The following is a 13475-nucleotide window of genomic DNA, read 5'->3' on the forward strand; positions in this document are numbered from 1 at the left end:
AATGCGCAGCAACCCGTGCAACTGAACGTGCACCCCGGCTTTATTGTACTCAGGTGATACCAGACTGCCACTGTTCTCGCTACCTGCCCGCGTACAAGTGCGCAAAAATGCAGCGCCTTTTGTCATCACCGTTTCAGATTCGGCAAAAACACCCGACCTGACCCAACGCAAACGTTTTCCCTTTCTGGTAGACTTGCGCGCAAATTGGGCTAAGGCCTGTCTTAATGTGGCTGACATTTCCGGAGTACTGATGAAACGTGATCTCGCATTGGCTTTCTCGCGTGTGACCGAAGGCGCAGCATTGGCTGGGTACAAATGGCTGGGACGAGGAGACAAGAACGCGGCCGATGGCGCGGCTGTTGAAGTAATGCGCACCTTACTTAACCTCACCGATATCGACGGTGAAATCGTGATAGGGGAAGGTGAAATCGATGATGCCCCGATGCTCTACATTGGCGAACACGTCGGGTTGGGTGGCGATGCGGTCGATATTGCCGTTGACCCGATAGAAGGCACACGAATGACGGCCATGGGGCAAGCCAACGCGCTCGCGGTGCTCGCCGCCGGCGAGAAAGGCAGCTTTTTGAAAGCCCCTGATATGTACATGGAAAAACTGGTTGTCGGCCCCGACGCCAAAGGCGCGATTGACCTCAGTAAACCTTTAATCGATAACCTTGAGCGCATTGCGGTGGCGCTGGATAAAACACTCGATACCTTGGTGGTGGCCACCTTGGCCAAGCCACGCCATGATGAGATCATTGCCACCATGCAGGCGAAAGGGATCCGCGTCTTTGCGTTCCCCGATGGGGATGTGGCGGCCTCCATTCTGACCTGTATGCCTGAAAGTGAAGTGGATGTGATGGTTGGCATTGGCGGTGCGCCAGAAGGCGTGGTGTCCGCAGCCGTGATCCGGGCGCTGGGCGGCGATATGCAAGGGCGATTGCTACCACGCCACGACGTGAAAGGGGATACCCCAGACAACCGCTTGCTCGGTGAACAAGAAATGACACGATGTACGCAAATGGGGATTACCGCTCATCAGGTGTTAACGCTATCGGACATGGCCAGCAGTGATAATGTGGTATTTGCGGCGACCGGGATCACCAAAGGCGATCTGCTCGATGGCATTACCCGACACGGGGATTTAGCCACCACTGAAACCTTGGTGGTGCGCGGACAGTGCCGCACCATTCGTCGGATCCGCTCGACCCATTATTTAAGCCGCAAAGATGCGGCGATCAAACCGCACATCCTGTAACCTCAGTGGCCGTGAATACGGCCACTGACTGGTCAAGCCCGTCGATTTCGATTACCCTTTTATAAATAGTTTACTTTATTTATTTGCGACGACACGATTGGGGTAATCGAAATCGAATCATGAAGTCCACTGACCGCATTCTACACACCATCAAACGCGAAGGCAGCGTAAGTACGAAATCCCTGGCTGATGAGCTTGGCATGACCACCATGGGCGCACGTCAACATTTGCAAAGCTTAGAGCGCGATGGCTTGGTCGACTTTGAGGATATCCGCGCCAAAGTGGGCAGACCTTCTCGTCATTGGTCCCTAACCGCCCATGGTCACCGCCGCTTTGCCGACAGCCACCATGATTTATCGATTACCCTTATCGATTCCGTGCAAGACGTTTTTGGCGAGCAAGGTGTTGCAAAAGTCATTGCTCAACGTGAAGCCGCCACCTTTGCCCAATATCAAGACGCGCTCAAAGATTGCGATAATTTAGAGGCTAAATTGCGAACCTTGGCGTATCTTAGAGAGAGCGAGGGATATATGGCCGAGCTTCATCAAGACGGCACCGACTATATACTGATTGAACATCACTGCCCTATCTGTCATGCAGCGAAGTCCTGTCCGGCATTATGCCGCTCAGAAATCCAGTTATTCCGCCACCTACTCGGTGAGGCCTACCGGGTCGAACGCGAAGAGCATATCGTCTCTGGACAGCGCCGCTGCACATATCGTATTGGAGAGAAGACGTGAGGAGGTAATATGGCCACTTGGATCAAGGCTGAGGTAGTGGAGAACCAACATTGGACAAAGGATCTCTTCAGCCTGGTGTTATCCGCCCCTGTCGAGCCGTTTAAGGCAGGCCAATTCACAAAACTCGGCATGGAGATCGATGGTAAGTTGATCCAGCGTGCCTACTCGTTCGTGAATCCTCCACAAAGTAAATACTTAGAAGTCTATGCCACGCGTGTCGCCGACGGGATAATGTCACCCCGCCTCCATGCACTCGAGCCAGGCGACAGCGTGATGATCACGCAAGATCCGGCCGGCTACTTTACCCTCGATGAAGTGCCACAAGGCCAACACCTTTGGATGTTTGCCACTGGGACGGCAATCGGCCCTTACATCTCACTGATGGAACAAGGCGATCTGTGGTCACGTTTTCGTAAAGTGATACTGGTGCATGCGGTACGCTTCGCGGCCGATTTAACCTACCAAGCACGCATTAACGCGCTGCAAGAGCAATACCCTGACCAACTAGTGGTGCAGCCATTTGTCAGTCGTGAGCCGACCGCGGGTGCGCTCTCTGGGCGTGTGACCCACGCACTTGAGGATGGACTACTCGAACGGGTGGTTGGTCTGCCCCTCACGCCTGAACACAGCCAAGTGATGCTGTGTGGCAACCCCGCCATGGTCAAAGAAGTGAAAACACTCTTGGAAGGCAAAGGACTCAGCAAAAACCTGCGCCGTAAGCCAGGCAACGTCACCACCGAGCACTACTGGTAAGCTGCTCCCCTGCTTTGCTGACACGCATACGGTAAAGCAGGGCATTTTTATCGACGAGAATTAACCACAAAAACCAATTCGGATTCAGTCGATTGCCCCCGCCTCCGTCTGCATCTCCATTCAGGCCGTCAATATAGCCAGACACCGCTTATTTGATCCCCTCCAGCCCACGGCTCATAGTTAGATTAACGCTTTGGTAACACGATCAGATGATCGGCGGCGTGTAAGGAGTAAGCGATGAAGACCCTACCCTCTTTCGACGAATTGGCGGCACTGGCTGAGTCAGACCCGCATGCATTAGAAGCGCTGAGACTGTCAATGAGTGAAGATGTTATCGCTAACGCCTCATATGCCACCCAGCCTCAACTCCACGCGATGTTAAGCCACATCAATCGAATGATTGACCATGGTAAGAACCCGCTTCACGTTAACATGATGTTGTTCCAGGCACTCACGCGCCAGTACTCACGCTTTGCCACCGCCTTTACGGCCCCGGAAGAGTTGCGCAGTCATCAAGCAGACATTATGGACTTTCGCGTCGGCCAAGCCGCCAGAAAAGCGACAGCCGATGCGCCCGAGCGTCCAAGCTAGGTTTACATCGCTTGCTTGTCGCCCACCCACTTACGGTAGCTGCTGGTGTCCATATCTCGGACTTCTACCGTAAGACTGCTGACATGGCCGGCGTGCTCACGCAATGGGGCTGTTAGGGCGTCACTGATTGCTTCTTTTTGCTGGGCACTGCGTCCCGCGAGTAACCGAAATTCAACATGAACAAACTCACTACGATCTGCCTGCGCTCCGACACGCCACACACCGCAAGGCACCGCGCGTGATTTTAAGGCCTCGGGATCGAAGCTTCCCGTCGAAATCGCGGCACGATGAAGATCATCCACCAGTTGATCAATATTGACGCGCTCTGCCAGTGCGTCTGTGTATTCCATCACCAGATGGGGCATAAAACCTCCCTCCATTATCATCGTCAGCCTGCATAGTGCCGAAACGTTGCGTATTGCACGAGCGCATGGCTCACACTTTCGTCCGTCTCTCGCCGCCATTATGATGAAAATTTACTACCTTAAGGTTCCCTTTTACGCCTAAAACGGGTAAAAACGAAAGCATTCTCGCCATTCTATGATTTTAAACAGAGAAGGCCGCGCTACAATAGACTACCTTCTTTACATCTTTTGACTTCAAATCAACTAAACCGCGGAGGAATTCCTATGCGCCGTCCATTGGTAATGGGTAACTGGAAACTCAATGGCAGCAAAGCCATGGTCACTGAACTGCTTAACGGCCTGAACGCCGAACTACAAAATGTTGAAGGCGTCGACGTTGCCGTTGCACCACCGGTGATGTATTTGGCACAAGCCGAGCAACTGCTGGCTGACAGCGCCATTAAACTCGGTGCGCAAAACGTAGACATCAATAACAGCGGCGCATTCACCGGTGATATCTCTGCAGACATGCTGAAAGACTTTGGTGCCACGCACATCATTATCGGCCACTCAGAGCGTCGTGAATACCATCAAGAGTCTGACGAGTTTGTGGCAAAGAAATTTGCTTTCTTGAAAGAAAATGGCCTCACGCCTGTATTATGCATTGGTGAGTCTGACGCACAGAATGAAGCGGGTGAAACGCTGGCCGTTTGTGCTCGCCAACTGGATGCAGTGATCCAATCACAAGGTGTTGAAGCCTTGAACGATGCTGTGATCGCTTACGAGCCTATCTGGGCTATCGGTACGGGTAAAGCGGCAACCGCGCAGCAAGCACAAGATATCCATGCTGCAATTCGTAAGCACATTGCATCTTACAGTGAAGATGTCGCAAGCAAAGTGGTGATTCAGTACGGCGGCTCTGTGAAAGCAGGCAACGCGGCTGAGCTATTCGCGATGCCGGATATCGACGGCGCGCTAGTTGGCGGTGCTGCACTTGACGCCGCTGGCTTTGCGGCGATTGCCAAAGCCGCGGCTGAGGCGAAAAACGCGTAAATTACGCGCCGAAGACACAAAAGACCCACGCCCTCAGCCATCGCTGGGGGCGTTTTTTATTGCGCGCCATTAAAACCAAACTGCCGCCACGCTTCATACCCAATAATCGCCACGGCGTTAGAAAGGTTAAGGCTGCGTGCCTCTGGCTGCATCGGAATGCGTAACCGCTGCGCGTCGGGTAACGCTTGGATCAGCGCATCGGGTAACCCTCGGGTTTCGGGGCCAAATAGCAACACATCACCCGCTTGGAATTGCGCCTGAGTATGAAATTGGGTTGCTTTGGTGGTACACGCAAAGATCCGTCGGCCAGCCATTGCTTTTGCAAACGCCGCATAGTCCTGATGACGCGTCACACGCGCCAGATCGTGATAATCCAACCCCGCGCGACGAACTTTCTTTTCGTCAAGATCAAAGCCTAAGGGCTCAATCAGATGTAAGTGCGCGCCGCAATTAGCACACAGACGAATAATATTGCCCGTATTCGGTGCAATTTCAGGCTCATAGAGCGCAATATCAAACATGGCAGTGACCTGCAAAATCCAGCAAAGGCGGTATTGTCGCAACCGCTTTTCGATTGCGCAATATTAACTACATGGCCAATATAAACACACCGCCAGTCCACCTTGTGGGCGATTGGCCGCGTTAACCTGCCCACCGTGCTGTTGAATCGCTTGTGCGGTAATCGCCAGCCCAAGTCCTGAGCCGCCACTTTGGCGATCACGCGCGGCCGATACCCGATAAAACGGGCGAAAAATGTCTTTTAACATGCTGTCTGGCACCCCAGGTCCATCATCGTCAATGGAGAGGCAGAGCTGTCCCTCGTCTCGTTCCATGGTGATGCGAATTTGTTGGTCGGCATAGTGAATGGCATTGCGTAATACGTTATCTAAAGCACTACGCGCCAGGCGCACATTAACGGTCAGCATGGCATCTGGGATCCCATTGCTGGTGACCTGCTTACCTTGTTGGCCTGCTTCAAATTGGGCATCCTCTATCACTGTTTGCCACAAGGCATCGGCACTGATTCTTTCTCGCTCGAGATGGCCTTGGGATTGTAAACGTGACAAGGTCAGTAACTCGCTGATCAGCGACTCTAGTTGGCTCGCCTCTTGCTCAATCCGCGCTAACGCCTCGCTGTCCCCCAGCTCACGTACCGCCAAGGCACGCGCCATCTGCAGACGGGTGAGTGGCGAACGTAACTCATGGGAAATATCTGAGACCAATTGCTGCTGTCCGGTCACCATCTGATTAAGCGCGGTGACCATTTGGTTAAACCCCCGCCCTGCGTCGCGAAACTCCCGCGGACCTCGCTCAAGATCAGAGTCTGTCACCAATTCACCGTGCGCCACCCGTTGACTTGCCGCCTGAAAGCGCCGAGCAGGGCGCGTTAAAGTATACGCTAACCACAATAATAAAGGCGTGCTCACCAACATGGTCACACCCAATAGATGCTCCGGCTTTTCCAATATTTTGAGAACAAAGGGCAACCTAGGTTGCCAGCGTCTGGCGTGGTAAAAACGGCCGGCTTCACGTGAAGTCACAATCGGAAATGGCCCCGCCAGCATGTAACGATGATAGAGGCGTTGCAAGGGCTCGGCAGTGTCTGACGTCCGTGACATAAAGTGACGTAACTCGCGAGGAAGCGAGTCGAGCGGTGCGCTGTCAGGCACCCAGTAGAGCTTGTAGGGGGTGCGACGGTGTCCATGATGTTGATTTTGCCGTGCAACCAACACGGAAAGCGGTATATCGCGACCTTGCGCGACGGCCATCAATTTCTCAATCTGAGCTTGTATGCGCGCCTTTTCTGGGGACGGGATCGCATGCAGGCTACGCGGATCACCACGCTGCGCCCACATCACTGCGGCTAATACCACCAGCAACGTAAGCCAGAAAATAATAAAAACCCGACCGTATAAGCTGCCGAGAAAAGGCACCCGCGCCCAACGTGCCCCGGCTCGTTGTCGCCACGTCACTAATCGACCCATAAGTAACCCTTACCTCTCAAGGTCTTGATCCTTGGCTTGCCATCAAGGCGCTCAGGCAGTTTTTTGCGCAGATTGGAAATGTGTACATCGACTGCCCTATCAAACGGCATTAAGCGTTTACCGAGCACTTGTTCGCTCAGCAGGGCTTTGCTCACCACTTCGCCTGGGTGATGAAGTAAACAAGCGAGCATTTCGGTTTCCATCCCCGTTAGCTCCACGGGTCTGTCTTGACAGAGGGTTTCCAGCCGGCGTGGGTAGACCCGCACGTCATGATGGGCGAGGACAGGTTCTTCGTCCGATTGCGTCGGCTCGACACCCTCTCCCTGCGTCCGGCGTAAAATCGCTCGCATTCGGGCAAGCAGTTCACGATCACTAAAGGGTTTAGCCAAATAGTCGTCCGCGCCTAATTCTAGCCCCATCACACGATCCACTTCCTCACCTCGCGCAGTGAGCATCAAAATCGCCACGTTTGAGGTCGCGCGTAGCTGACGCAAGGCTTCCATCCCGTTGAGCACAGGCATCATCACATCCAGCAAAATGATATCAGGCGGTGACGCATTCGCCATCTCCAAACCCACTTGGCCGTTATCCGCGCAGCGCACCGAAAACCCCTCCAAGGACAGCAGTTCGCTGAGAAGGTCCGTTAACGCTGTGTCATCATCGATGATTAAAACCTGATACATGCTTTTACACTCACTCCCAGGGTGGCGTGTTTGTGACACCGAACAGGGTGTATTTTTATCATAGCGGCTCACACACATGCGTGACTTTACCCATCTTTACACCCAATAACGTCACTTTACATCCCAACACGTAGGCTAACAGGGTAAACATTCCATTCAGGAGAGAGATGATGAAACGCTTTACGATTGGCTTAGCACTTGCGGCAGTGACCCTTCCCACCTTGGCTGCCCCGCACTTTAGTGGTGGCATGGACCGCAGTCTGTGGCGCGATCTGGATTTAACTGATGAGCAAAAAGCGCAAATTCAAGCGCTTCGTGATGACTATCGTGCCCAGCGTCAACAGGCACGAGACGATTTCCATGCCAACATGCATGCTTTACTCACCCAACAGACGTTCGATGAAGCGGCAGTGCGCGATCTCTTGGCGTCTCAACCACAGCCAAATCTTGAGCGTCGCGTTAAGCACGCCCGCCATCAGCATGCGATGTTACAAGTGCTGACCGCTGAGCAACAAAGCGCCTTTTTTGATGCGATGATGGAAAAGCGGGCGCAACGCGGTCACGGTCACCGAGGTAAAGGGGAGCATCGCCAACCGGGTCAAAAAGGCGACTGTTGGCGCTAAACCTGCGCCGTGTCATACGTTTGCCGTCAATGGCATATATACTTGAGGGCAGTGTTGATTAACCGACTGCCCTCTGTATGACAAAAAAGTATGCGTTTTGGGTCGAAGCCGCGGCGTGGGCAGCCACCTGTGTGGCGGCCCTCCTCCTATTAGCCAAACTCATCGCGTGGTGGCTCACCGGCTCGGTCAGTGTGCTGGCCTCGTTTGTTGACTCATTGCTCGATTTGCTCGCCTCGCTCACCAACTTACTCGTGGTGCGCTACGCGGTTCAGCCCGCGGACAGTGAACACAGCTTTGGTCATGGTAAAGCGGAATCATTGGCCGCCTTGGCGCAATCCACCTTCATTATTGGCTCCGCCTCCTTCTTGCTGCTCAGTGGACTCGAACGTTTGTTCAAGCCCGTACCGATTGCCGCCCCTGAACTTGGCATTATGGTCAGCGTTGGCGCTACCATGATCACCTTCGGCTTGGTGCTGTTTCAAAAATGGGTGATCCGCAAAACCGCCAGTCCCGCCATCGCCGCCGATGCCCTTCACTATCAATCTGATTTGTTAATGAATGTCGCGATCATTATTGCCCTTGGACTGAGTTGGTACGGCTGGACACAGGCCGATGCCTGGTTTGCGATTGCCATCAGCCTGTTTATTTTATCGCAAGCACTTAAAATGGCTTACGAGGCCATCCAATCACTGCTCGATAGGCAGTTACCGCTTGAAGAGCAAGAAAAAATAGCGGTGCTCTCGAGCTCAGTGGTAGGGGTGCATGGCATTCATCAACTGCGCACTCGTCAGGCGGGCATGACAAAGTTTATCCAATTACACATAGAGCTTGATGACGAGCTACCCTTAGTGGATGCACATACTATTGCCGATGAAGTGGAAGATAGATTGCTCGTCGCCTTTCCCGGGGCAGATGTGATCATCCATCAAGACCCCAAATCCGTGGTGCCAAAGGAGGCAAAAGCGTGAAGGGCGGCATGAACAAAAGCTCATCGGGCTGACATGTATCAACTTTTTTTCTATAGCAATTGTAATACTATTACAGAAGTAGGAAAATTACAGTTTAAGCGATCGTCATTGCGGGTTCACTGGGGCAAGCAGGTTGCCATTACCGCAATCGGCACGAATTAAGTGACGAACAGTTAGAGGGTAACCATGGTTAGAAAAATTGGTGTTTTGACCAGTGGCGGTGATGCGCCAGGTATGAACGCAGCGATTCGCGGTGTGGTTCGCAGCGCGCTCAGCGAAGGCTTAGAAGTATATGGTATTTATGATGGTTTTCTCGGCCTGCATCAAAACCGCATTGAGCGCCTCAATCGCACAAGCGTTTCTGACGTGATTAACCGCGGCGGCACCTTCCTAGGTTCAGCGCGTTTTCCTGAATTTGCCGACGAGAAAGTGCGTGAGCAAGCGATTCAGAACCTGAAAATGCACGGCATCGACGCCTTGGTCGTCATTGGTGGTGACGGCTCATTCATGGGGGCAAAGAAACTGACCGAAATGGGTTACCCCTGTATTGGCCTGCCGGGCACCATTGATAATGATGTTGCGGGGACGGACTACACCATCGGCTATATGACGGCGATGAACACGGTGATTGACGCCATTGACCGCCTGCGCGACACCTCGTCTTCTCACCAGCGTATCTCTATTGTTGAAGTCATGGGCCGTCATTGCGGCGATCTGACCCTGATGGCGTCGATTGCTGGTGGCTGTGAATACATTATTACCCCAGAGATTGGGCTGGATAAAGACAAGCTTCTCGCCAAAGTGAAAGAAGGCATCTACAAAGGTAAGAAGCACGCGATCATCGCGATCACGGAGCTGATGACCGACGCCAATGAACTCGCGAAGTTCATCGAGAGCGAAACCGGCCGCGAAACACGCGCGACCATTCTTGGCCATATTCAACGTGGCGGCCAACCCGGTGCCTTTGACCGCATTCTTGCCTCGCGCATGGGCGCTTACGCCGTTGACCTTCTGCAACAAGGTGAAGGTGGCCGTTGTGTCGGTATTCAGAATGACAAAATGGTGCATCATGACATCGTTGACGCGATTGAAAACATGAAGCGCCCATTCCGCGACGACTTGTACGAAGTTGCCGAAAAACTGTTCTAACTCGCGGCCAAGCTTTCATCTATTGCTAAAAACGGAGCCCACGGCTCCGTTTTTTTATTCTGAGATAGCTTGGGTGCAAGCCGCACTTATGCAAGCCGCACTTATGCAAGCCGCGCTTGTGCAAGCCGCATTAGATCCCATCTCCCGAGATAAATGTCTTGTGCGAGCCATTAAATTCTTGATCCATATCCAGCGATGGCATGTGCGAGCTGGGTCGACCCACAATCTTGGCCGGCACGCCTGCCACCGTGGTGTGAGGTGGAACAGGGTTAAGCACCACAGAGCAGGAGCCAATTTTCGCGCCTTCACCAATATCAATATTACCCAGTATTTTTGCCCCTGCGCCAATCATCACCCCTGTGCGGATCTTCGGATGGCGATCGCCGCCTTCTTTGCCTGTCCCGCCCAAGGTCACATCTTGCAAAATAGACACATTGTCTTCGATAACGGCCGTTTCACCGATCACGATACCCGTTGCATGGTCAAACATAATGCCACGACCTATGCAGGCAGCGGGATGAACATCCACTTGACTGGTCACCGAGATTTGGTTTTGCAGGTAGGTCGCGAGTTCTTTTCGTCCTTGACGCCATAGCCAGTTCGCAACCCGAAAACCTTGTAATGCATGAAAGCCCTTTAGGTACAAAAGTGGCGTTGAATACAGCTCAACGGCAGGATCACGTTCAACGGTGGCACAAATATCGCACGCGGCTGATTCCGCCACGCAAGCATCATTGGCATACACTTCTTCTATCACCTCTCGCACCGCCATTGAGGGCATCGAGGGGGTGGAAAGCTTGTTGGCGAGAATATAGCTAAGCGCACTGGCTAAATTGTCGTGCTTAATAATGGTGGCATGGTAAAAACTCGCTAACATCGGCTCACGCTCTGAATGCTCACGCGCTTCTTTTTTCACTGCTTGCCAGACACGATCTTGTTGGCATTGTTTTTTGGCCTGATTCACTGCCTTCATCCTTATCCCAAATGATCTACCACTCAGGCGACAACACCGCCTCACGCCAGTGTATAAAAAAAACGCGCGGTTCTCACCCCGCGCGTTACTCTCTTCGATTTTTGCTGTTATTCGGACTTCTTGTCTCGTGCCAGCAAATCGCGCGCGGCATGATGGGCCAATTTACCTTGATAGAGCACTTGATAAATCTGCTCTACAATAGGCATCTCGACGCCCGCGCGCTGGGCCAGTGCCCATACTTCTTTGGTGTTGCGATACCCCTCGACCACTTGGCCGATGTTGTCTTGGGCACCTTGCACATCCTCACCTTGGCCTAATGCCAGGCCAAAGCGACGGTTACGCGACTGGTTATCGGTGCACGTCAGCACCAAATCTCCCAACCCCGCCATCCCCATAAAGGTATCACGGGACGCACCCAGCGCTTCACCTAACCGGGTCATTTCCGCCAAGCCCCGCGTGATCAAGGCCGTCCGTGCGTTGGCGCCAAAGCCAATGCCATCGGAAATCCCTGCGCCAATGGCAATCACATTTTTCACCGCGCCGCCAAGTTGCATGCCAATAAAATCATGATTGCCATACACACGGAAGCTATGTTGGCAATGAATGGTTTCTTGTAAATCACTCACGAACTCTGCGTCGGGCGAGGCCACCGAAATCGCGGTAGGCATGCCCGCGGCAAGCTCTTTAGCAAACGTAGGCCCCGATAACACCGCGAGCGGTATATCGTCGCTCAATTGTTCACGTGCCACGTCTTGCAATAAACGACCGGTTTCCGGCTCTAGGCCTTTAGTCGCCCAACACACACGAGAGTCGGCCCGTAAGTGAGGGCGCACTTGGCTCAGTACATCACCAAATACATGGCTGGGGACGACCACAAGCAAATCGCGACTGGCATTGACCGCAACAGATAGATCCGCACAGAGCACTAATGAGTCTGGAAACGCCACATCGGGAAGAAACGCTTGGTTGGCGCGATCAATTTCCAGCTGTGCGATATGACTCGGATCGTGCCCCCATAACACCACGTTGGCGCCATTTCTGGCCAACGAGATTGCTAGCGCCGTCCCGTAAGAGCCGGCGCCCAGTACCGTAATGGCCGCATCTTGAGTAGGAGCAAGATCTGTCATCATCACACCTTACGCTTGCGCGTCTTCTTCGCTAGCTGTTTCGCCCGCCTGCTGCTGCAGGTAGTTCATGAACAAGGCATCAAAGTTAACCGGTGCCAGGTTCAGTTGCGGGAAGGTTCCTTTAACGACCAAGCTCGAAATCGTTTCACGCGCATAAGGAAAAAGAATGTTAGGACAGAAAGCGCCCAGGCAATGTGCCAATTGTGGCGATTCCATGCCTGACACAGAGAAAATACCACCCTGCTGCACTTCACAAAGGAAGGCATTACTTTCTTGGTTTTTCACCGTCACGGTCAAACGCAAGATCACTTCATAGATGCCTTCACCCAACTCGCGGCTTTGCGTGTCCAAATCAAGGTTAACGTCTGGCGCCCAATCTTGTTGGAACACTTCTGGAGAGTTTGGCGCTTCAAAAGACACGTCCTTGAGAAAAACGCGTTGAATGGCAAAATTTTGCTCGGCTTGTTGGTTGTTTTCGGCTTCAGCCATGATGGTTCGTCCTTATTTTAAAAATTGCAAATGCGCTTGGCACATTAAAAAATGCGAGCCACCGCGTCATGCGGTCGCTCGAGAATTGAGTGAAGGATCACTTTTTCTTTTTGCTCTTGCCCTTACCGCTTTTGGCACGGACCAGCGGCATTTTGGCATCGTTCCAAGAGGTCAAACCGTCTTTAAGAATATAAACGGACTCGAAGCCTGCTTTTGCCAGTTGATTGGCACTGTCTGCCGCCGTTTGACCGGTTTTGCATACCACAATGATGGGGTCATTTTTGTGTTTTTCAAGCTCACCAAACGACTGTGATTTGATTTCACTCGGCAACACATTAATCGCCCCCGTGATATGGCCGGCGCGAAAATCATCATGGCCACGAATGTCGACGAATACCCCATTTTCTCGGTTGTTAAGGATCGCCGCGTCATTAGGGCCTACCACTTTATAGGCAGCCGTTTTTTGTTTAATCAGCGACATCAGTAAAGCGGCCGCCAAGCCTACCCAGACAAGGGTGAGAATCATGTTATTGGAGACAAAATCAATATATTCCTGCATAACCTTTGCTCTATACTGCTTGCTTGTCTCGCCGAGGGCGAGAGTCCATCAAGGGGTGAAAATGGTGTCGAGTATAACCTGCTCGCCATGGTTTTACAGCCTGCCGAGACGAAATCGCGCGTTTGCTCACTCATACGCACGTCCCCGCGTTTTCACCTTCCGCTCAATAACTTGAAAAGA

At 52.8% G+C, this 13475-nt stretch carries 16 protein-coding genes; 8 read left to right on the forward strand and 8 right to left on the reverse strand.

The genetic code is table 11. The features are described 5' to 3' along the window. Nucleotides 1-250 precede the first annotated feature (250 nt). The 4 genes from glpX to EHW58_RS08395 all read left to right on the forward strand — a co-directional run bounded on the left by glpX (nucleotide 251) and on the right by EHW58_RS08395 (nucleotide 3342). A complete protein-coding gene (glpX, locus tag EHW58_RS08380; RefSeq protein WP_152795888.1) occupies nucleotides 251-1258 on the forward strand; it encodes a class II fructose-bisphosphatase in 1008 nt (335 codons plus the stop codon). Nucleotides 1259-1377: 119 nt separating this feature from the next. Then, nucleotides 1378-1998: a metalloregulator ArsR/SmtB family transcription factor gene (locus EHW58_RS08385; protein ID WP_152795890.1), complete on the forward strand. Its 621-nt coding sequence runs from the start codon at nucleotides 1378-1380 to the stop codon at nucleotides 1996-1998. Between the two features lie 9 nt (nucleotides 1999-2007). Continuing rightward, the gene (locus EHW58_RS08390; RefSeq protein ID WP_046074726.1) at nucleotides 2008-2751 is read left to right on the forward strand and encodes a ferredoxin--NADP reductase; all 744 of its coding nucleotides are present in this window, start codon (nucleotides 2008-2010) and stop codon (nucleotides 2749-2751) included. A 237-nt stretch (nucleotides 2752-2988) separates the two neighbouring features. Beyond that, complete coding sequence (locus tag EHW58_RS08395; RefSeq protein ID WP_152795893.1) at nucleotides 2989-3342, forward strand: DUF3135 domain-containing protein; 354 nt, start codon at nucleotides 2989-2991, stop codon at nucleotides 3340-3342. Between the two features lie 2 nt (nucleotides 3343-3344). Here the strand turns inward: EHW58_RS08395 and EHW58_RS08400 are convergent, their stop codons facing one another. Next, nucleotides 3345-3707: a 5-carboxymethyl-2-hydroxymuconate Delta-isomerase gene (locus tag EHW58_RS08400; RefSeq protein WP_152795894.1), complete on the reverse strand. Its 363-nt coding sequence runs from the start codon at nucleotides 3705-3707 to the stop codon at nucleotides 3345-3347. Between the two features lie 264 nt (nucleotides 3708-3971). On the opposite strand from EHW58_RS08400, the gene tpiA reads away from it, so the two are divergent. Further along, a complete protein-coding gene (gene tpiA / locus EHW58_RS08405) occupies nucleotides 3972-4739 on the forward strand; it encodes a triose-phosphate isomerase (RefSeq protein WP_046074723.1) in 768 nt (255 codons plus the stop codon). A gap of 56 nt (nucleotides 4740-4795) precedes the next feature. Here the strand turns inward: tpiA and EHW58_RS08410 are convergent, their stop codons facing one another. The 3 genes from EHW58_RS08410 to EHW58_RS08420 form a co-directional block, all read right to left on the reverse strand. Further along, a complete protein-coding gene (locus EHW58_RS08410; protein ID WP_046074722.1) occupies nucleotides 4796-5260 on the reverse strand; it encodes a tRNA (cytidine(34)-2'-O)-methyltransferase in 465 nt (154 codons plus the stop codon). A 63-nt stretch (nucleotides 5261-5323) separates the two neighbouring features. Then, complete coding sequence (cpxA, locus tag EHW58_RS08415; RefSeq protein ID WP_077667436.1) at nucleotides 5324-6724, reverse strand: envelope stress sensor histidine kinase CpxA; 1401 nt, start codon at nucleotides 6722-6724, stop codon at nucleotides 5324-5326. Continuing rightward, a complete protein-coding gene (locus EHW58_RS08420; protein WP_152795897.1) occupies nucleotides 6712-7407 on the reverse strand; it encodes a response regulator in 696 nt (231 codons plus the stop codon). Before EHW58_RS08420 ends, cpxA begins: the two co-directional genes overlap by 13 nt. A 167-nt stretch (nucleotides 7408-7574) precedes the next feature. Between EHW58_RS08420 and EHW58_RS08425 the strand changes: the two genes are divergently transcribed. The 3 genes from EHW58_RS08425 (at nucleotide 7575) to pfkA (ending at nucleotide 10147) form a co-directional block, all read left to right on the forward strand. Then, nucleotides 7575-8030: a Spy/CpxP family protein refolding chaperone gene (locus tag EHW58_RS08425; RefSeq protein WP_152795899.1), complete on the forward strand. Its 456-nt coding sequence runs from the start codon at nucleotides 7575-7577 to the stop codon at nucleotides 8028-8030. 77 nt (nucleotides 8031-8107) lie between these two features. After that, nucleotides 8108-8998, forward strand: coding sequence for a CDF family cation-efflux transporter FieF (gene fieF / locus EHW58_RS08430; RefSeq protein WP_152795901.1), 891 nt, complete (start codon nucleotides 8108-8110; stop codon nucleotides 8996-8998). A 186-nt stretch (nucleotides 8999-9184) separates the two neighbouring features. Continuing rightward, nucleotides 9185-10147: a 6-phosphofructokinase gene (pfkA, locus tag EHW58_RS08435; protein WP_046074718.1), complete on the forward strand. Its 963-nt coding sequence runs from the start codon at nucleotides 9185-9187 to the stop codon at nucleotides 10145-10147. A gap of 130 nt (nucleotides 10148-10277) precedes the next feature. Here the strand turns inward: pfkA and cysE are convergent, their stop codons facing one another. The 4 genes from cysE to EHW58_RS08455 form a co-directional block, all read right to left on the reverse strand. Beyond that, nucleotides 10278-11111 carry a serine O-acetyltransferase gene (gene cysE / locus EHW58_RS08440; protein ID WP_231637427.1) on the reverse strand — a complete coding sequence of 278 codons (834 nt, stop codon included), beginning with the start codon at nucleotides 11109-11111 and terminating at the stop codon, nucleotides 10278-10280. Between the two features lie 116 nt (nucleotides 11112-11227). Further along, complete coding sequence (gene gpsA, locus EHW58_RS08445) at nucleotides 11228-12247, reverse strand: NAD(P)H-dependent glycerol-3-phosphate dehydrogenase (protein WP_077578239.1); 1020 nt, start codon at nucleotides 12245-12247, stop codon at nucleotides 11228-11230. 9 nt (nucleotides 12248-12256) lie between these two features. After that, nucleotides 12257-12736 carry a protein-export chaperone SecB gene (gene secB, locus EHW58_RS08450; RefSeq protein ID WP_077459041.1) on the reverse strand — a complete coding sequence of 160 codons (480 nt, stop codon included), beginning with the start codon at nucleotides 12734-12736 and terminating at the stop codon, nucleotides 12257-12259. Nucleotides 12737-12833: 97 nt separating this feature from the next. Beyond that, nucleotides 12834-13295, reverse strand: a complete 462-nt coding sequence (locus tag EHW58_RS08455; RefSeq protein ID WP_046074714.1) for a rhodanese-like domain-containing protein — start codon at nucleotides 13293-13295, stop codon at nucleotides 12834-12836. Between the last annotated feature and the right edge of the window lie 180 nt (nucleotides 13296-13475).

This window comes from Salinivibrio sp. VYel1, from assembly GCF_009377945.1.
Taxonomy (GTDB): Bacteria; Pseudomonadota; Gammaproteobacteria; order Enterobacterales; family Vibrionaceae; genus Salinivibrio; species Salinivibrio siamensis.